This is a genomic window from Ruegeria hyattellae (genome assembly GCF_041537925.1).
In the GTDB taxonomy this organism is placed as follows: domain Bacteria; phylum Pseudomonadota; class Alphaproteobacteria; order Rhodobacterales; family Rhodobacteraceae; genus Ruegeria_C.
Map to the genome: position 1 here is coordinate 156,441 of NZ_JBGOSH010000003.1, position 17,838 is coordinate 174,278.

The 17,838-nt window shown below is 55.7% G+C and carries 18 protein-coding genes and 1 pseudogene; 17 read left to right on the top strand and 2 right to left on the bottom strand.

Annotated elements, in window-relative coordinates:
- From lptC to AB1E33_RS08235, 6 genes and pseudogenes are all read left to right on the top strand, one after another.
- Entirely contained in the window at window positions 1-600 is a 600-nt protein-coding gene (gene lptC / locus AB1E33_RS08210) for an LPS export ABC transporter periplasmic protein LptC (protein ID WP_372576783.1), read from the top strand.
- A gap of 3 nt (window positions 601-603) precedes the next feature.
- Window positions 604-1,095 carry a lipopolysaccharide transport periplasmic protein LptA gene (gene lptA, locus AB1E33_RS08215; RefSeq protein WP_372576784.1) on the top strand — a complete coding sequence of 164 codons (492 nt, stop codon included), beginning with the start codon at window positions 604-606 and terminating at the stop codon, window positions 1,093-1,095.
- The gene (gene lptB, locus AB1E33_RS08220; RefSeq protein ID WP_372576785.1) at window positions 1,095-1,853 is read left to right on the top strand and encodes an LPS export ABC transporter ATP-binding protein; all 759 of its coding nucleotides are present in this window, start codon (window positions 1,095-1,097) and stop codon (window positions 1,851-1,853) included. Before lptA ends, lptB begins: the two co-directional genes overlap by 1 nt.
- Window positions 1,854-2,100: 247 nt before the next feature.
- Entirely contained in the window at window positions 2,101-2,664 is a 564-nt protein-coding gene (gene hpf / locus AB1E33_RS08225) for a ribosome hibernation-promoting factor, HPF/YfiA family (protein WP_372577263.1), read from the top strand.
- Between the two features lie 62 nt (window positions 2,665-2,726).
- Complete coding sequence (locus AB1E33_RS08230) at window positions 2,727-3,191, top strand: PTS sugar transporter subunit IIA (protein WP_372576786.1); 465 nt, start codon at window positions 2,727-2,729, stop codon at window positions 3,189-3,191.
- Window positions 3,192-3,387: 196 nt separating this feature from the next.
- A pseudogene (locus tag AB1E33_RS08235) lies at window positions 3,388-3,680 on the top strand (IS110 family transposase); the annotation flags it as partial.
- 216 nt (window positions 3,681-3,896) lie between these two features.
- Here the strand turns inward: AB1E33_RS08235 and AB1E33_RS08240 are convergent.
- A complete protein-coding gene (locus AB1E33_RS08240) occupies window positions 3,897-4,694 on the bottom strand; it encodes an alpha/beta fold hydrolase (RefSeq protein ID WP_372576787.1) in 798 nt (265 codons plus the stop codon).
- A 314-nt stretch (window positions 4,695-5,008) separates the two neighbouring features.
- Here AB1E33_RS08240 and AB1E33_RS08245 point away from each other — a divergent pair, with 314 nt between their 5' ends.
- The 7 genes from AB1E33_RS08245 to AB1E33_RS08275 all read left to right on the top strand — a co-directional run bounded on the left by AB1E33_RS08245 (window position 5,009) and on the right by AB1E33_RS08275 (window position 12,586).
- The gene (locus AB1E33_RS08245) at window positions 5,009-5,830 is read left to right on the top strand and encodes an FAD binding domain-containing protein (protein ID WP_372577264.1); all 822 of its coding nucleotides are present in this window, start codon (window positions 5,009-5,011) and stop codon (window positions 5,828-5,830) included.
- Entirely contained in the window at window positions 5,823-8,588 is a 2,766-nt protein-coding gene (locus AB1E33_RS08250; protein WP_372576788.1) for a molybdopterin-dependent oxidoreductase, read from the top strand. Before AB1E33_RS08245 ends, AB1E33_RS08250 begins: the two co-directional genes overlap by 8 nt.
- On the top strand, window positions 8,563-10,059 hold the full coding sequence (locus AB1E33_RS08255; RefSeq protein ID WP_372576789.1) for a 6-hydroxynicotinate reductase: 1,497 nt from the start codon (window positions 8,563-8,565) through the stop codon (window positions 10,057-10,059). Before AB1E33_RS08250 ends, AB1E33_RS08255 begins: the two co-directional genes overlap by 26 nt.
- A 1-nt stretch (window position 10,060) precedes the next feature.
- Window positions 10,061-10,921: a UPF0280 family protein gene (locus tag AB1E33_RS08260; RefSeq protein ID WP_372576790.1), complete on the top strand. Its 861-nt coding sequence runs from the start codon at window positions 10,061-10,063 to the stop codon at window positions 10,919-10,921.
- Window positions 10,914-11,495, top strand: coding sequence for an amino acid synthesis family protein (locus AB1E33_RS08265; protein WP_372576791.1), 582 nt, complete (start codon window positions 10,914-10,916; stop codon window positions 11,493-11,495). Before AB1E33_RS08260 ends, AB1E33_RS08265 begins: the two co-directional genes overlap by 8 nt.
- Complete coding sequence (locus AB1E33_RS08270; protein WP_372576792.1) at window positions 11,492-12,073, top strand: amino acid synthesis family protein; 582 nt, start codon at window positions 11,492-11,494, stop codon at window positions 12,071-12,073. Before AB1E33_RS08265 ends, AB1E33_RS08270 begins: the two co-directional genes overlap by 4 nt.
- Window positions 12,074-12,148: 75 nt before the next feature.
- Window positions 12,149-12,586 (top strand): MarR family winged helix-turn-helix transcriptional regulator, encoded by a 438-nt coding sequence (locus AB1E33_RS08275; RefSeq protein WP_372576793.1) that lies wholly within the window; start codon window positions 12,149-12,151, stop codon window positions 12,584-12,586.
- A gap of 2 nt (window positions 12,587-12,588) precedes the next feature.
- Here the strand turns inward: AB1E33_RS08275 and AB1E33_RS08280 are convergent, their stop codons facing one another.
- Window positions 12,589-13,752 carry an amidohydrolase family protein gene (locus AB1E33_RS08280; protein WP_372576794.1) on the bottom strand — a complete coding sequence of 388 codons (1,164 nt, stop codon included), beginning with the start codon at window positions 13,750-13,752 and terminating at the stop codon, window positions 12,589-12,591.
- 175 nt (window positions 13,753-13,927) lie between these two features.
- On the opposite strand from AB1E33_RS08280, the gene AB1E33_RS08285 reads away from it, so the two are divergent.
- The 4 genes from AB1E33_RS08285 to AB1E33_RS08300 are packed head-to-tail and all read left to right on the top strand — an operon-like array spanning window position 13,928 to window position 17,835.
- The gene (locus AB1E33_RS08285) at window positions 13,928-14,737 is read left to right on the top strand and encodes a ferredoxin--NADP reductase (RefSeq protein WP_372577265.1); all 810 of its coding nucleotides are present in this window, start codon (window positions 13,928-13,930) and stop codon (window positions 14,735-14,737) included.
- Window positions 14,738-14,788: 51 nt separating this feature from the next.
- Window positions 14,789-15,823 carry an ADP-ribosylglycohydrolase family protein gene (locus AB1E33_RS08290; RefSeq protein ID WP_372576795.1) on the top strand — a complete coding sequence of 345 codons (1,035 nt, stop codon included), beginning with the start codon at window positions 14,789-14,791 and terminating at the stop codon, window positions 15,821-15,823.
- A gap of 20 nt (window positions 15,824-15,843) precedes the next feature.
- On the top strand, window positions 15,844-16,755 hold the full coding sequence (locus AB1E33_RS08295) for a PfkB family carbohydrate kinase (RefSeq protein ID WP_372576796.1): 912 nt from the start codon (window positions 15,844-15,846) through the stop codon (window positions 16,753-16,755).
- Window positions 16,756-16,794: 39 nt separating this feature from the next.
- Window positions 16,795-17,835 (top strand): ABC transporter substrate-binding protein, encoded by a 1,041-nt coding sequence (locus AB1E33_RS08300; protein WP_372576797.1) that lies wholly within the window; start codon window positions 16,795-16,797, stop codon window positions 17,833-17,835.
- Window positions 17,836-17,838 lie beyond the last annotated feature (3 nt).

Genomic DNA, 17,838 nt, shown 5'->3' on the forward strand with positions numbered 1-17,838 from the left:
GTGGACAGCCATTCCCGTCTGGTGCAGCTCTTCAAGGTGCTGCTGCCGCTTGCGGCATTGGGGTTGTTGTCTACCCTTTTCCTGCTGTCCGACAGTGTCGATCCCGAATCCACAATCCCCTTCGCCGAAGGCGATGTGATCGAGCGCATCCGCGACCAGCAGATCACCGAACCGTTTTTCAGCGGCGTCACCGACAAGGGTGAGGAGATCCAGTTCACCGCCGATTCGGTAAGCCCCGGCGGCACCTACAGCCCTGCCGAGGCCCGCAACCTGCGCGCGCTGCTGACGCTGAACAACGGCGGTCATATCAACCTGACCTCAAACACCGGCCACCTGTCGATGGAAACCGAGATGGCAACATTTACCGGGAACGTGGTCATCACCACCGCCGACGGGCTTGAAGTGACGACGGATCTACTCAGCACCTCGACCCGCGAAGTGGCCGGCAGCGCTCCGGGCGAGGTCGAGGGCCACGGCCCGATCGGGGAATTTACCGCCGGAAGCATGGAGTTGGGCCCGAAAAAAGTCGGCGGCCCCATCCATGTTCTTTTCACAAACGGCGTTAAGCTGTTATACGACCCTAAGAAATCCGAAAGATAAGCTGTGAACCATTTGCGTACCCTGTTCCTGATCCTGTCATTTGCCCTTTTCGGGGCTGCGGCTGTGGCACAGGGTGCCAATGTCGCCTTTGGCGCGGTCAAGGCTGATCCGAGCCTGCCGGTCGAGGTGACTGCCGACAATCTCGATGTCAATCAGGAGGACGGCTCGGCCGAGTTCACCGGCAATGTCTTCATCTCGCAGGGCGAGATGCGCCTCTCCGCCAAGCGGGTCTTAGTGATCTATGAGCAAGAAAAGTCCGGCATCCAGCGGATGGAGGCAACCGGTGATGTCGTGCTGGTCAGCGGACCAGACGCCGCCCAGGCAGACCGGGCCGATTACACGATTGAAACCGGCGTCATAGTCATGACCGGCGATGTGCTGCTGACGCAAGGCCAGAACACGGTTACCTCGAACGAAATGGTGGTCAATCTGGTGACCGGCACGGCGCAGATGGCAGGGCGCGTCAAAACCATCCTGAAACCGGAAGGCGATTGATGGCACGGGCCGATCTGACAGTGACCGAGGGCAAATCCGGCCTCAAGATCGAGAAGCTGCGCAAATCCTACAGCAAGCGCACGGTGATCCGCGACGTCTCGATGTCGCTGGACCGGTCCGAGGTGGTTGCCCTGTTGGGGCCGAACGGATCGGGCAAGACAACAACGTTCTACGCCATCGCCGGGCTGGTCTTTCCCGAGGCCGGAACCGTCACCATCGATGGCCAGAACGTCACCACCCTGCCGATGTATCGCCGCGCCCGCCTCGGCATTGGGTATCTGCCGCAGGAAATGTCGATCTTTCGCGGTCTGAGCGTCGAGGACAATATCTCGGCCGTGCTCGACGTGGCAGAGAAACACGGCCACAAGCGCAAGGAGCGGCTGGAAGAGCTGCTGTCGGATTTCTCGATCGAACACCTGCGCCGCGCACCCGCGCTGGCACTGTCGGGCGGGGAACGGCGGCGGGTCGAAATTGCCCGTTGCCTGGCGGCCAAACCCAAATACCTGCTGCTGGACGAGCCTTTTGCCGGGGTCGACCCGATCAGCGTCGGAGATATCCGGCATCTGGTCGCCGACCTTAAGAAACGCGGGATCGGCGTTCTGATCACCGACCACAATGTGCGCGAAACGCTCGAGATCGTGGACCGCGCCTATATCCTGCATGACGGACAGGTTTTGATGTCGGGCACGCCGGCCGAAGTGGTCGACAATGAGAACGTGCGCCGAGTCTACCTTGGCGAGAACTTCCGCATAACGTGATCTGAGAAAGTCTGCCGAAATCAAGCGACGAAATCTGCCCTTTTCGAACCGGATGCCATTGACTCTCCGACTGTCTCTTGCCTCAATTGGGACATGGCAGAGCTGTGCTTTATCATGGGTTCCAGGTGTCCCTTCCTCGGGGGGAAAACCGCTCATGAACCGCACGCCATGCCTGACCCCACCGCCCGTAAGTAACGACACACCGGTTTTCGGTGTGAACACGGGCGTGAATTGTGAAGGAGATCACATGCGTTACCAGATCAGCGGAAAACAGATTGATATTGGCGAATCTCTGCAGAGTCATGTGCAGACGGAACTTGGCGAGGTCATCCAGAAGTATGCCCAGCGCCCAACCGATGCCAATGTCGTGTTTTCGCGCTCGGCGCATGAATATGTATGCGAAACCACGGTGCATTTGTCGACCGGTCTAACCGCCCAGGCCAAGGCCCATGCTACTGAAATCTATGCAGCATTTGAGGGATGCTGCGCCAAGATGGAAACCCAGCTGCGCAGATACAAGCGCAGGTTGAAGGACCACCACAAGGATCGCTCTGAGCCGGTTGAACTTTTCGGGGCATCGTCCTATATCCTCGCTTCCGAAGAATCGGGCGAGGCTGCAGAACCCGCGTCGCTGCAACCCATCATTGTGGCGGAAATGGAAACGCAGATTCCATCCCTGTCGGTAGGTGAGGCGGTGATGCAGATGGAACTGGCGGGCGCCCCGGTGCTGGTGTTTCGGAACGAGAACAAAGACGGGTTGAACGTCGTGTATCGCCGCGAAGACGGCAATATCGGCTGGATCGACCCGTAATAGGCAAGAAACGAACAAAGGTGTCACCGCATGCGGTGACACAAAATGTGGAGCAAGCACAGATGGAGCTTTCAAGCATCCTCAGACCCGAAGCTGTGAGGGTATTCTCAACGGCTTCGAGCAAGAAGCGTTTGTTTCAGGAGATCGCTGATTTGGCATTCGCCACACTTGGGCAAGATCCAGAAACAACTGTCGAAGCCTTGCTGGAACGCGAAAGCCTTGGGCCAACCGGCGTTGGGCATGGCGTGGCGCTGCCCCATGCCCGCCTGTCAACGCTCGACCAAGTATCGGGCGTGTTCATTCTGCTGGAAAAACCGATCGACTTCGGGGCGGTGGACCGGGCACCCGTCGATATCGCCTTTGCGCTTTTTGCACCTGAAGACGCGGGCGTCGACCACCTCAAGGCGCTGGCACTGGTCTCCCGCACTTTGCGGGACCAGTCGATCTGCAACAAGCTCAGGGCCAATCTGGACCCTGCCAAGCTCTATGCCATTCTGACCGAGACGCATCCCGTTCAGGCGGCCTGAGAACGGCATCACTTTCAGCGCTACCCACCGCGGCCAGAAAAAATGTGGGTCAAAATAAGCAGTCTTTTGTGGTCACCGCACATCAAGCTCGGCGGGATGAATGGGTACCCACTGGCATTGATGGTGTGACCGCCTCCCCCCGGCGGCATCGAAGTGCCAAGGTGAGCCTGCGACGATCCACAAAAGGAGGATGGCCATGTCGGAGATTGTCACGCTCGGGCTCGATCTGGCGAAGAATGTATTTCAGGTGCACGTAGCGGAGGCTTCGGGGTAGTCTGTTCTGCGCAAGAAGTTAGGGCGAGTGCAGATGTTGGAGTTTTCAGCCAGCTGCCACCGTGCGTCGTTGCGATGGATACCTGTGGCAGCGCGCATTTTTGGGTCGTGAGATTGGCAAGCCGGGGCGTGAGGCCGGCTCCTCCCGCCAGCCTACGTCAAACCCTTCGTGAAGCCGCACAACGCCCGACGATGCGCTTCGTTCCTACAAAAAGCCGACGATAAGGTCCGCTTCGAGCCCACAGCAGAAGTGGCAGATTCTCGCCGCGTGCGCTCGTTGCGATCAAAATGCAGCGTTTGCCAAAAATCTGGTTGTGAATTGCAGAGAGAAGACCTGCCATTAGAACTGATCGCAGCGAAGATTTTTGCATCAAGAAACAGGTAGGGGTAAAACCTGCCGATGAACCTCGACGGACTGACGCTTTGGCTGGTCTAATGCTGGATCACTCGCTCGATTAAATCATTCACTTGCTCAGGTGTTTCAATGGATGAAGAGTGCCCCGCACCTTCAAAAACGACCAGTTCTGATCGCTTTATCCTTCTTTGTATACGCTCGGATTTTTCAGGGACCGTTGCGACGTCCTCATCCCCGACACCAATGCTAACTGGTATGTCAATACTATCCAAAATGCCAGCACAGCCTTCCCTTTCGATCACACCCATGACTGCGCGGGTGATACCAATACGGTGATTTCTGGTGATTGCCTTCGCCCATCTCTTCCGTTCTTTTGCACGAGCGGGATCGTTCAAGAACGTATCGCCGAACATGATAGGCATGACGCGGCTGATTACGGCCCATAGCCCGATCCAGCGAGCCACGAAATTCAGCATTCGGTATTTCGGAGCGTTCTCAGTCGGTTCAGGATCGGCGGAGGTCTCGAGCAGTGTTAGTGTTCTAAGCAATCCTGGCTTCCGCGCTGCCAATCTCATACCGATAAATCCGCCCATGCTCAAACCAACGAAATGACAAGGTGCAATATCCAAATGATTGATGAGCGCCGCCGCGTCATCTGTCAGCGTTTCGATATCGTATCCAACTTTGGTTACACCGCTGTTTCCTTGCCCTCTATGGTCAAAGGTAATGCAGCGATAGCGGCCCTTAAAATGCGCTACTTGTGCCTCGAACATTGCGCCGCTAAAAAGCAGACCGTGCGAAAACACGATAGGCGCACCTTTTCCGCCAGTGTCGGTAAAGTGAATACGCGCGCCGTTCAGTTCAGCCGTCGGCAATATGTCTCCCCTGACATGGTTCTCGCGCAGGATAACATGGTTTATGGAGTTGTGCCGCAAACTCAGTCGTGAAGCGAGAGGGAGGCTTCAGGTGGCACGATTATCCCGCGAGCTCTGCAAACTGCTCTAAGCCAGGCTTTCCTGACAGGTCGAATTGCCCTCTTCGCCTCACGACTGAGTTTGCGGCACAACCTTCAAATCGAGGCCTACCTGCGACACCTGACCCCGAAAGAGTTGACACCCTTCAAATGCCTGCAATATCATTAGTATGCAAATGAAATTTCTAAATTCGAGGTCGACCCATCGAATATCGAATACCAACCACGTTGGAACAAGCGCTTAAACTCTGCGCTGGTCGGGACTTAGAGATCATCGCTGGTGGCACGGATGTCTATCCGTCAACGACATCAAGTGCACTCCATCGCGATTTGCTGGACATAACACGGATCGCCGGGCTTTCGGATGTAGATATGGTTTCAGGTGGATGGCGGATCGGTGCGGCGGCCACATGGAGCGATATTGCCAATGCAGATCTGCCAACCTGCTTTGCGGGTTTACAGCAGGCTGCTGTCCAAGTGGGCAGTGTCCAAATCCAAAATGCAGGGACAATTGGTGGCAATCTTTGCAATGCTTCTCCTGCTGCTGATGGCGTTCCACCATTGCTGGCTTTGGACGCCCGGGTGGAATTGCGATCACTGCGGGCGACCCGACAGGTGCCACTGGAAGAGTTTCTATTGGGCGTGCGCAAAACGATGCTGGAACCAGGCGAAATGATGACCGCGATCATCATCCCATCACCGCCCGACCATACAGTGGGAGTCTTCGAAAAATTGGGGTCACGAGAGTATCTGGTGATCTCGATTTGTATGACTTCGGCGGTGATCGGTGTCGGAGAAAACGGGCTGATAGATTTCGCACGCGTGGCGGTTGGGGCCTGCTCGGCGGTAGCTTGTCGGGTAACGGAGATTGAGGATTACCTCATCGGCAGATCGCCAACTGAATGCCGTTTGAAGCCAGAACATTTGGCCTCGCTCACACCGATCGATGACATAAGAGGGAGCAGCGCATTTCGGTATGAGGCGGCCACAGAGCAATGCCTTCGGGCAGTACGGCGGGCCGGGAGGGAACATGGATAAGCCGGTAGATCAAAATGTTGTTCATCTCACTCTGAACGGTGCGGCAACTGGCGTGACGCCTGCTGCCGGGGAACGGCTGTCAGACACGTTGCGCGAAAGGTTGGATGCGCGTGACGTCAAGGTTGGCTGCAATGCCGGCGATTGTGGGGCCTGCACAGTGTTGGTGAATGGCAAACCGGTCTGCGCCTGCCTGACTCCTACACAGCAGGTCCAAGGATATGTAGTGGAAACGCTAGCGGGGCTAGTGGAACATGATGCAGTGGCCAAACGTTTGACTCATAGTTTTCAGGCCCTTGGGGCGGCCCAATGCGGCATCTGTACCCCCGGCATTATCGTGTCTGCAGTGGCATTGTTGCGGGCCAACTCCGCACCCGATGAACAGCAGGTCAAGAATGCTTTGGGCGGTGTGTTGTGCCGGTGCACGGGGTACCGCAAAATCATTGATGCGGTTCTTTCCTCCGGCTCCTCTCTGGCTACTCCCAATAGCGACGGTCAGATCGGAGACGCTATTGAACGGCTTGACGGTATGGCTAAAGTAAAGGGGAGCGAGGCATTCGGTGATGACATAGCACCTCCGGATTCTCTTCGGATTTTGCTAATCCGTTCACCTTACCCACGGGCAGCTTTTCGCTTTGGGGATATAGATGAGTTTGTGGAAGATACCGCTGGGATTGAAGCGGTTCTGACTGCTAGCGATGTCCCAGGCCTGAATGCCTTTGGCGTGATCCCAGCCTTTGTGGACCAACCTGTCTTTGCCGAAAAAGAGGCGCGTTTTCGGGGCGAGGCGGTCGCGGCGGTAGTAGGCACTGTCGAGGCCATCGACGCATTCGTTCCAGCTAATTTTCCCATCGCCTGGGAGGAATTGCCTTCGGTACAAAACTGCCGCGAAGCGAGAAACGCTGATGCGCCGCAGTTGCACGACGGTCGGGATGGAAATGTCATGTGTGGTGGCTTTGTTCAATGTGGCAATGTTGAGACTGCATTGTCGCGGGCCGATGTGATTGTCGAAGGGCAATACTCTAGCGGGTTTGTCGAACATGCCTATATCGAGCCCGAGGCTGGATTTGCCCGTGTTGTTGCGGACCGTGTGGAAATTCACGCCTGCACACAGGCCCCGGTGATGGACCAGGACTCACTCGTTCTAATCTTGGGGATGGAACGAGACCGGATAAGGATCATTCCAACTGCTACAGGTGGGGGCTTTGGGTCCAAACTGGACTTATCGGTTCAGCCGTATTTGGCGCTTGCTGCACTCAAGACAGGTAAACCGGTGCGACTAGCATATTCGCGAACTGAATCGATGCAGTCGACGACCAAGCGACACCCATCTGACATCAAGTTGCGCATTGGCGCCACCCGGGACGGAAAAATCAGTGGCTTCAATTTTCAGGGCTTATTTAACACCGGCGCCTATGCCAGCTGGGGTCCAACCGTGGCGAACCGCGTGCCTGTTCATGCCTCTGGCCCATATGTCATAAAGGACTATCGCGCCGAGGCGACAGGCATCCACACGCATTGCCCGCCCGCTGGCGCATTTCGCGGATTCGGCGTGCCGCAGGCCGCAATCGCGCAGGAAAGCCTTTTTGACGAACTGGCGGACCGGTTGAATATGGACCGGCTTGAATTTCGCATTTTGAATGCGTTGGACAATAATATTCCGACGGTCTGTGGTCAGGTGTTTGAGCAAGGTGTGGGAATCCGGTCCTGTCTTGAAGCCTTGCGGCCAGCCTGGGCCGCGGAACGCAAAGCGGTGGAGGAGTTCAACACCCATGGCGATACTCTAAGACGAGGAGTTGGCATCGCAGCGGGTTGGTATGGCTGTGGGAATACGTCATTGCCGAACCCCTCGACCATCAAATCAGGCATTCGGGCTGATGGCACTGTGGTATTGCATCAGGGGGCGATGGATATCGGGCAGGGGTCCAATACGGTGATTGCCCAGATTTTTGCCACTGCTTTGGGCGTTCCGGTTCGTCAGATCTTTTTGGTAGGGGGCGACACGGATGTTACACCTGATGCGGGCAAAACGTCTGCGTCGCGCCAAACGTTTGTGTCCGGCAATGCCGCGAAATTGTCAGGCGAAGTGTTGCGTGAGCAGATTTTGAAAAAGGTGAACGTCAGTGAGCGGGCTGTGCTCACAATTGAGGATGCTCAGATCACGATCACAGATCAGGGAGCATCGCATATCCTGTCATTACAGGGGATGGAAGTGGATGACGAAGGTTATGTCCTGCGGGCCGAGGAATCCTATGACCCCCCCACAAAACCGTTGGATGAAAATGGTCAGGGCGTACCCTATGCCCAGTTTGGCTATGCCGCCCATCTGGCCGTGGTTGAAGTTGACCTGCGACTTGGCACGGTCAAGCCGCAGAAGTTTGTTGCCGCGCATGACGTCGGCAAGGCGATCAACCCGATGTTGGTCGAAGGACAAGTACAGGGCGGCATAGCTCAGGGCCTGGGAATGGCATTGATGGAAGAATATTTGCCCGGACGTACTGAAAACCTGCATGATTATCTGATTCCCACCATTGGCGACATCCCACCAATTGAAACGATCATCATCGAAGAACCGGATTCCCATGGACCCTTTGGCGCCAAAGGTTTGGGGGAACATGTGTTGATCCCCACAGCACCGGCGCTGCTGAACGCAATCAAACATGCCTGTGGTGTGCGAATGACCACTGGCCCGGTCACCCCGTCCCGTCTGCATACAGCAATCAAGGAAATGGCCAATGACCACACCACGCGTCAAACCTGAAAAAATCCGATGTGATGCCTGTCCGGTGTTGTGTTTTATCGCCGAAGGTCGATCGGGTGCGTGTGACCGCTATGCCAATCACGGGGGCGACTTGGTGCGGTTGGATGCCTTGACGATCATCGAAGGATCGGACGCGAAGCTGGTTCCATTTCTGGCCGACAAACGGCACCCTCAGGACTGGGACGGTAACATCGTTCAACAGAACCGTCCCTTTGTGACTGCTGTTGGTGCAGGCACGACATATCCCGACTATAAACCCGCCCCCTTTATCGTCAGCCAGCAGGTTGAAGACGTGGATATGGTGACGGTCGTGACCGAAGGCATCTTTTCCTATTGCGGGGTGAAGGTGAAAATCGACACGGACCGCCACATAGGCCACGAGCGCGATGTCGTTCGAGTGAACGGAGAGCCGATAGGTCATGTCATGACCTCAGAATATGGTTCAAAAATGTTGTCACTGGGCGGAGTCGAGCATTTGACGGGGGGCACCAAGAAAGAGGGGCGTGTCACCTGTGATGCGTTATTGCGATTGTGCAATCGCGACGCTGTTGAAATGACAATCGGAGAGGAGGAACACCAAACCTCTTTGGTGGTGCAGGCCGGAAAAGCCCCGATCATCAACGGAATTGAGGAAAGGCTGATGCGCGTCGGTTGTGGGTCGGCTGCTATCGGAATGTTTGCCAAACAGTGGTTTGCCCATGTAGACGACGTAGTGGTCGTAGATGACCACATCACGGGTGTGTTGAGCGAACATCAAGCCGGCAAAATGCTGGATGTACCCCCCACGGGTATCCGTGTTAAGGGGCGCCGCTCTACTCCGGGTCGCTATTTTCAAGTGGCTGAACCCGGGACCGGCTGGGGTGGAACCAACATTGAGGACCCGCTTGTCATTCTGGATGACTTCAAGCCCGATGTTGCCTGGCCCGGCCAGCGACTGATGATGATTTCAACCACAGGCGAGCAATATGCCTATTTCGTTTTGGACGAAGATCTGGTGCCGCAACCGGCTGAAATGCCGGACGCGCTAGAGGTCTCTGCTAACCGCGTGTCAGAGAATTGCGAGCCTTCGGTTTGTTCAGTACTGTTCATGGGCGGTGCCGGTGGGTCCTTACGTGCGGGTGTGACGGAAAACCCCGTGAGATTGACCAAGTCGGTAAAGGACAGTCTGACCTATGTATCTTGCGGTGGCGCACAGGCCTATGTCTGGCCCGGCGGTGGAATCACGGTGATGGTCGACGTGCTGGATATGCCAACCAATTCATTTGGTTATGTCCCGACACCCGCCCTGGTCGCCCCAATCGAATTTACGATGCGTATTAGCGACTATGGAACGCTGGGTGGCTATACGGAAGAAATCAGACCGGTAACCGAGATTATCTCGGATCAGACACGCAAAGTCAGCCAAGGTGAAAGCCAACCCGACCCGAATGCGCGCAGCAATTACCGCTGGAACAAGGGGGCCAAGGACTAGGATGGGCCCGGTGGCCGCCATACTTCCCTGTGGAGCACGTTTGCACCTGCAACACGGGCCGATTGATTTGGTTATCGGAGCGAAGGGTGATCGGGATACAGCATTTCGTGCCGCGCATTCTTGCTTTGAGGGGTTGCTGGATCGGCTAGTGGACGAACTGCCAATATTACGGACGCCCGTGACCGGCGTGCCAGACCCTGAGGGCCCTGTCGCGCGCAGGATGTACACCGCCGCGCGTGTCCATTCGGACGTGTTCGTCACACCGATGGCGGCGGTTGCTGGCGCGGTCGCAGATGAGGTTCTGAGCGCTATGCGCAGGGCGACCAACCTTCAAAGTGCTTATGTGAACAACGGCGGAGACATTGCTCTGCTTTTGACCGGGGATGAAACCTTTACTCTGGCCATGGCAACACCTGATGGACGCGATCTGGGTCGAATAATACTGCGAACCAAGGACGCCATCGGTGGGATTGCCACCTCTGGGTTTGGTGGACGCAGCCTGAGCTGTGGGATCGCCGACAGCGTGACGGTATTGGCAGCGGATGCGGCTTCGGCCGATGTAGCGGCTACCTTGATCGCCAACGCAGTTAATCTGCCGGACCATCCTGCCATAAGTCGCTGCCCGGCAAACCAGATGCGTGATGACAGTGACCTAGGCCTTCGATTGGTCACTAAAAACTGTGGGTCTTTGACAGGCGCCGAAATCAACAGCGCCCTGTCCAATGGGGCTGAAGCAGCCGAGAAAATGACGTGCAGAAGAATAATCCATGGGGCCGCAATGTTTTTGCGTGGGCAGACCCGAGTCGCAGGTTCTGTATCCCCATTTACCCACCATGATGATCGGAGTTTACAGATTGCCTGATGTCATCCTTAGAAAGACCGTGTCTTCTTGCGAAGAGATCTTCCACGAAGGCGGCCCTGTGTCCGGCACTCCCCCTCGCCGCGCGGCAATAACTGCCATCATAAGAAACCCGTTTTCTGGCCGTTACGAACCGGACATTCTGGGGTTTATGGAAGACCTGAAACCTCTGGGATTGGACATGGCCAAAAGGTTGATCGATTTACTTGGGGGCGCAGATCAGATCGAAGGTTATGGTAAGGGCTCGCTTGTTGGCGAAGCCGGAGAACTGGAGCATGGCGCGCTGTGGCACGCACCAGGCGGCTATGCGATGCGCCAGCTTCTAGGCACTGCCAATGCCATTGTCCCTTCGTCAAAAAAGGTTTGTGGCGTTGGCGCGCGACTGGACGTGCCCATCACACATATCAATGCCTCTTATGTGCGCTCACATTTCGACAGCATGGAGGTCGGGTGTAACGACGCCCCCCGCGCCGACGAGCTGGCCTTTGCACTGGTGATGACAACTGGAGCACGCGTTCATTCGCGCTCAGGCGGGCTTGAGGCGTGGCACATCAAAGGAGAGGACGGCCTGAGATGACGAAGATACGCAAAATTGCAGTCAATGTGGAAGAAACCCATAGCGAAGCAGGCAAAACCATCTCGCCTCCAACCCGCAAAGCGGTGGCTGTGGCCGTGATCGAAAATCCGTTTGCAGGCCAATATGTCGAAGACTTGACCGTTCTGATGGACACCGGCGCCGAGCTTGGAGCCTTGCTAGGCCGTAAATGCGTCGAAGCGCTGGGAATTTCACCTGAACAAGCCGAGAGCTATGGAAAGTCGGCAATGGTGGGCGAGAATGGCGAACTTGAGCACGCCGCGGCCTTGCTGCATCCAAAACTGGGGACTCCCCTGCGCACCGAAGTGGCAAAAGGAGCAGCGTTGGTGCCCTCATCAAAGAAGATGGGTAGCCCCGGGCAGGTACTCGATGTGCCACTTGGACACAAGGATGCCGCCTACGTCCGCAGCCATTTTGATGGGATCGAGGTCCGCTTGAATGACGCCCCCCGCGCCAATGAGGTAATGGTAGCTGTCGCCGTTACTGACAGCGGTCGCCCGCTGCCCCGGGTTGGCGGACTGAGCCACCTCGATGCTGAAGGCAAAGATGGGCTGCGTTGACCCTTGCCCGAGTTAACCGTTGAGCTCGGTTGCGCTGAACGTATAGTGTTGTCAGGTGATCAAGCGGCGCAGAGTATGGAAAAGTTGGAACAATCTGAAGAAACTGATTACCGCCTGGAAGATCAGATTGGTCATCTGTTGCGGCGGGCAAATCAGCGCCACACTGCGATCTTTCAAGCCTATACCCTGGAAGGATTGACGCCGACACAATTTGCGGCCTTGGCGCGTATTGCGGAGCAAGGCAGTTGTTCGCAAAACCGTTTGGGTCGTCTGGCCGCGATGGATGTGGCGACGATCAAAGGTGTCGTAGACAGATTGCAGCAAAAAGGTCTGACCATTGCAGAAGCTGATCCAAATGACCGCCGCCGGACCTTGATTTCACTGTCTTCGGCGGGGCATTCGCTGTTTGCCCGAATGGCAAAAGCTGGAGTGCGGATTTCTGCAGAGACTTTGAAACCTCTCAAGTCGTCTGAACAACGGACGTTCCTTTCGTTGCTTCGCAAACTGACCTGAAGTTACAAGACTTCGGGCAACCGCGTCGCAGGTGGCGTGTTTCGGCTGCGCTGTGAGCGCACAACGCCATCAATGATCGTCATGCCGACACCCGGCAAATTGCCAAGCTGCACTGATTCAAGGATGTTTTTCCCTGGTGCGTGCTGCGCCTGATCCATCAACACAAAATCGGCACAATACCCGACTTCAATCAGACCAGTATCCAGCTTGCGTTGTCGGGCGGTGTTGCCATTGCCAAAGCAAAACGCGATCTCGGCGGGGACATTGCCCAGTGACGACAACATTGCGATCATCCGCATGATGCCGAGAGGCTGCACCCCGGATCCGGCGGGTCCGTCCGTGCCAAGAATAACCTGATCCAGTTTTTCCAGCTCTCGGGCCGTATTCAGTGTCAGCAACGCCGCACGCTCGTTCCCGTTGTGAACAATTTCCAATGCCGCCTTACAGCTTTCGCATAGGCAAATGATTTGATCATCCGGCAAGGCAGAATGCCCGCCGTTGATGTGTCCGACCACATCTGTGCCGGTTTCCAGCACCATAGCAGCATCAATCAACCCGGATCCCGGAATAGAGGGGCCACCGGTGTGGATCGTGCTTTGGATACCGTATTTGCGCGCCCAGTCGACCATCTGCTTTGCAGTCTTGCCATCTTTGACGGTGCCAAGTCCGACCTCTCCCATCAGAGTGACGCCGGCATCGGCCATGTCTTTAAAGTCCTTTTCTTCCATACCCAGTTCGATGACCGGTGCGCCTGCATGAACTTTAACACCCGAAGGGCGGAAATTTTCGTACCATCGCTGTGCTGCAATCGCCATCGCTTTGAGGCCGACAATATCCTTGGGCCGCCCCGGCATGTGGACCTCTCCGGCTGAAATAAGCGTCGTCACACCGCCATGCAGCGTCGAATCTATCCAGTGCAACTGCTGCTGTCGCGGCGTGTAATCACCGACAACAGGGTGTATGTGGCTATCAATCAGACCAGGTGCGAGAGCTACTCCATGGGCGTCGATTTCTGTGGTGGCGTCTTCAGTATCGAGGTCTTTGTCATACCCCCATTGTGAAATCTTGCCGTCAATCGCAATGATGCAATTTCCATCCAGAATTGGCATCTCGATCTTGCCTGACAGAAGCAAGCCTATGTTTCGAATGACCAGTTTAGATGACATGATTTCCCAACCCATAGATATCGATAATTTATTAGTACACTAATGATTGTACGGCGGACGTCAAGTTCGGCGACAATGCGGGAGCATCAAGCTCGACGGGCTTGACAAGAATCGGGAGGCGCGGTTACTCATTAGCATACTAACGATATTTTCACCCTTGGTTTGGGATGACACCATGACGCTAGACACAGCCAGGACGATCCCTGATTTCCCAGTGCCCACGGGTGTGTTTGCCCTAACTGTCACCGAAGTAACCCACTATACGGACCGTCTGTTCAAGTTTCGCGTGACCCGCCCGGCCTCTTTCCGGTTTCGTTCTGGCGAGTTCGTGATGATCGGATTGCCCAATGATGAAAAGCCGGTTTTTCGGGCCTATTCGATTGCCTCTCCCAGCTGGGATGAGGAACTTGAGTTCTATTCGATAAAAGTACCGGACGGACCGCTGACCGAGCACCTTCAAAAAATTCAGGTGGGCGACACGGTTTTGATGCGAAAGAAGCCGACCGGTACCTTGGTCAATGACGCCCTATTGCCCGGCAAACGGCTTTGGATGTTTTCAACCGGCACAGGGATTGCCCCGTTTGCATCGCTGATCCGCGATCCAGAAACCTATGAGAAATTCGACGAAATTATCCTGACACATACTTGTCGTGAGGTTGCGGAACTTCAATATGGTGAGGACTTGGTCGCCACGTTGAAAGACGATCCGTTGGTGGGCGAGATAGCCCAAAACCTCCGCCATTATTGCACTCTTACTCGCGAGAATTATCCTGTGCGCGGACGTATCACGGATTTGATTGCCTCCTGTCAGGTATTTGAGGATCTGAACGTACCGCCAATAAACCCGGAATCCGATCGCGGTATGATCTGTGGATCGATGGCGATGCTCAAAGACACCCGTAGCGCATTAGATGGATTTGGGTTGACTGAAGGGGCCAACAACAAACCTGCAACATATGTGGTCGAACGCGCCTTTGTTGATTGATGGCAATATATCGCAGCCATGTCGTGATGGAGTATGGAAAGCTGAGAGAAAATGGTAAACTCAACGCCACAGTTTGAACGCGCATGCGGTGCCTTGGCTGGAATGGCCATTGGTGATGCTTTGGGCATGCCGTCACAAACCCTCACACGAGAAGACATCGCGCGACATTATGGCACCATAACGACCTTTGTACCCCCATACGCCGGTCACCCCGTTTCCCATGGATTGCAGGCGGGGCAGGTCACGGATGACACTGAACAAGCTCTTTTGCTGGCAGCGCGGCTGATCGACGGTTCGGGTCAGATTGACGAAACCCTTTGGGCGAAAGACTTGCTGGCTTGGGAGGCGAACGTGCGCAGACGTGGATTGCGCGACCTTCTTGGCCCATCCTCCAAAGCTGCGCTTGATGCGATGCTGTCTGGGGTGCCTGCTTCTGAAACTGGACGCAATGGAACCACCAATGGGGCCGCGATGCGCATCACACCAGTCGGGATTGCAACCTCGGTTGATGATCTGTCGACCTTTCTGGATCGCGTCGAGCTTGCAAGCCGGATGACCCACAACACAGGCGAGGCGATTGCTGCTGCCGCGGCAGTTGCTGCTGTAATCAGCTGTGGCATCGGCGGGTATGGGTTTGATGCCGCTATTGAGACCGCGTTGAAGGCCGCAGATCAGGGACAAAACCGGGGTTATGACGTAGGCGTCAACGATATGTCCCAGCGTATCTTGGCCGCCTTGGCGCTTGCGGCGGATGGCGTTTCGGAACAAGAGCTGGCCGATCAATCAGGGACCTCTGTAGCGTCGCATGAATCTGTCCCCGCTGCCTTTGGCGTTGTACGACTTGCTGGGGGCGATCCTTGGAAAGCCGCACTGATTGCCGCCAATATCGGTGACGACACAGACACGATCGGAGCAATTGCCGGAGCCATGTCAGGAGCCTGCAGTGGTATCGACGCAATCAGGCCGGATGCCCTTGCCACCGTGCGTGCAGCCAATGAACTGCCCATCGAGACGATAGCAGCCGGCCTGCTAAAACAACGCGCGGCTGTTGCCCGCGCCCACCCAGACTTGGATGGAGTAGCGTAATGAACCGACGCCTTCTGCAGATGTCTGGTGTTGTTGCCGACCTTCTTTATGAGGTTGAACACGTTCCGTCCGCAGGAGAAGAGGCCATGGTTCTAGGCTTTTCCATCGCTCCGGGTGGCGGTTTCAATGCCATGGTAGCGGCAAAAAGAGCGGGCATGATGGTCTGCTATGGCGGATCCATCGGGTCAGGTCCGTTTTCCAGTATTGTGCGCGAAGGACTAAACGCTGAAGAGATTCCGTTTCTGCGAACACAGGATCTAAAACGGGATCAGGGCTGTTGCTCGGTTCTGATCGACAGGGACGGCGAGCGGACCTTTGTGGCCAGCGATGGGGCTGAGGGGCATGTCGCGCCTGATGATCTTAAGCAAATTGGGTTTGCAGAATTCGCATGGACGTTATTGTCGGGATACGCGCTGCATTACGCCGGATCGCGTGACGCGCTGTGCGGCTGGCTTGAAACGGAACCGAATATTTCTAATCTGGTTTTTGATCCGTCCCCTGTTGTCGCTTCCATCCCTCAAAAAGCGCTTCATGCAGCATTGGATCGCGCGCACTGGATCAGCGCAAACGCCCGGGAAGCAACGACTCTTACAGGGCTATCTGACCCGGGCAAAGCTGCAACGGCGCTGGCAGCGTCACGCCCGCCCCAAGGGGGTGCGGTTGTACGGAACGGTGCCGAAGGTTGTATGGTAGCCATTGGATCAGCGCTGCACCACATCCCACCATACCGTGTCCGAGCAGTTGATACGAACGGCGCTGGTGACGCGCACGTTGGCAGCTTCATTGCCAGAATTTCACAAGGCGACACCGGCGTTCAGGCCGCCGAATATGCCAATATCGCAGCAGCCCTATCCACAACGCAAAAAGGCCCGGCGACGGCTCCTTCAAGTGCCGTTGTTCTAGAGGTCATGGAAAGAAAAGAGGCTGGCTAGTCGAGGCCGACTGAAAATATCAGCAACAGGGAGAAGAAAATGAAAAGGAAACTTTTTCTGGCAAGCACTCTTGCCGCAGTCACCATTGGGTCCACCGTTTATGCGGATGAGATTCGTGTGCTGAACTGGCAAGGGTATGGGACGGATCTGGGTTGGGCCGTTGAAGCCTTTACCAATGCCACTGGCCACACAGTTGTGCATGAGTATTTCAACTCTGAACAGGAAATGCTGACCAAAATGCGCACCAATCCTGGTGCTTATGATGTCGTACTCATCAATTCTATTTACACGCCGCAGGCGCAGACAGAAGGTCTGATCGGTCCGATTGATAAATCTGCCGTCGCCAATTTGACCGACGTCGCACCGAACCTGCTAGAAAACGATCAGCTGAATGCCGCCGGCGAACTTTATGGAGTTCCGTGGGTCTGGGGATTGACCTCATTCGCGGTCAACACCAACGCATTTGACGAAATTCCCACATCGTTGGAAGTGCTGTGGGATCCAGCCAATGAAGGCAAAGTGTCGATCCGCGATGATGCGATGGAAGCCGTCCAGATAGCGGCCCTTGCCACAGGTCAGGACATTAATAATGTCGAAGACCTTGAGGCCGTTAAGGCTAAGCTGACGGCGCTAATGCCACAGATAAAAACCTATTGGGGGTCCGAAAACGACTGGAACCAATTCATGTCGGCTGGTGAATTTGATGCCGCCACCTATTGGTCCGGTTCCGCCAGCCGTTCTATTGCGGCTGGTCTTCCAATTGAATTTGTCGTCCCCGACGAAGGAGCGATCGGATGGCTTGATGGTCTGTCCGTCCCTGCAACATCGGCCAAGAAAGATGCAGCCTATCAATTCATCAATTGGATGATTGATCCTGTGTTCTACGCGGATTGGGCAGCAGATGGCGCGCCTGCGCCTTCCAATGCCAAATCAGCCGCAGCCTTGCCTGACGATGCTTTTAACAAGCGCGTTCTGGGCGACCCGGCTGTGGTGGCCCGCACTCAGTTCATGCAGCCTGTTTCTGACGAAACCCGCAAGGCATATCTTGAACTGTGGCAAGAGCTAAAGGCAGCCCAGTAAATT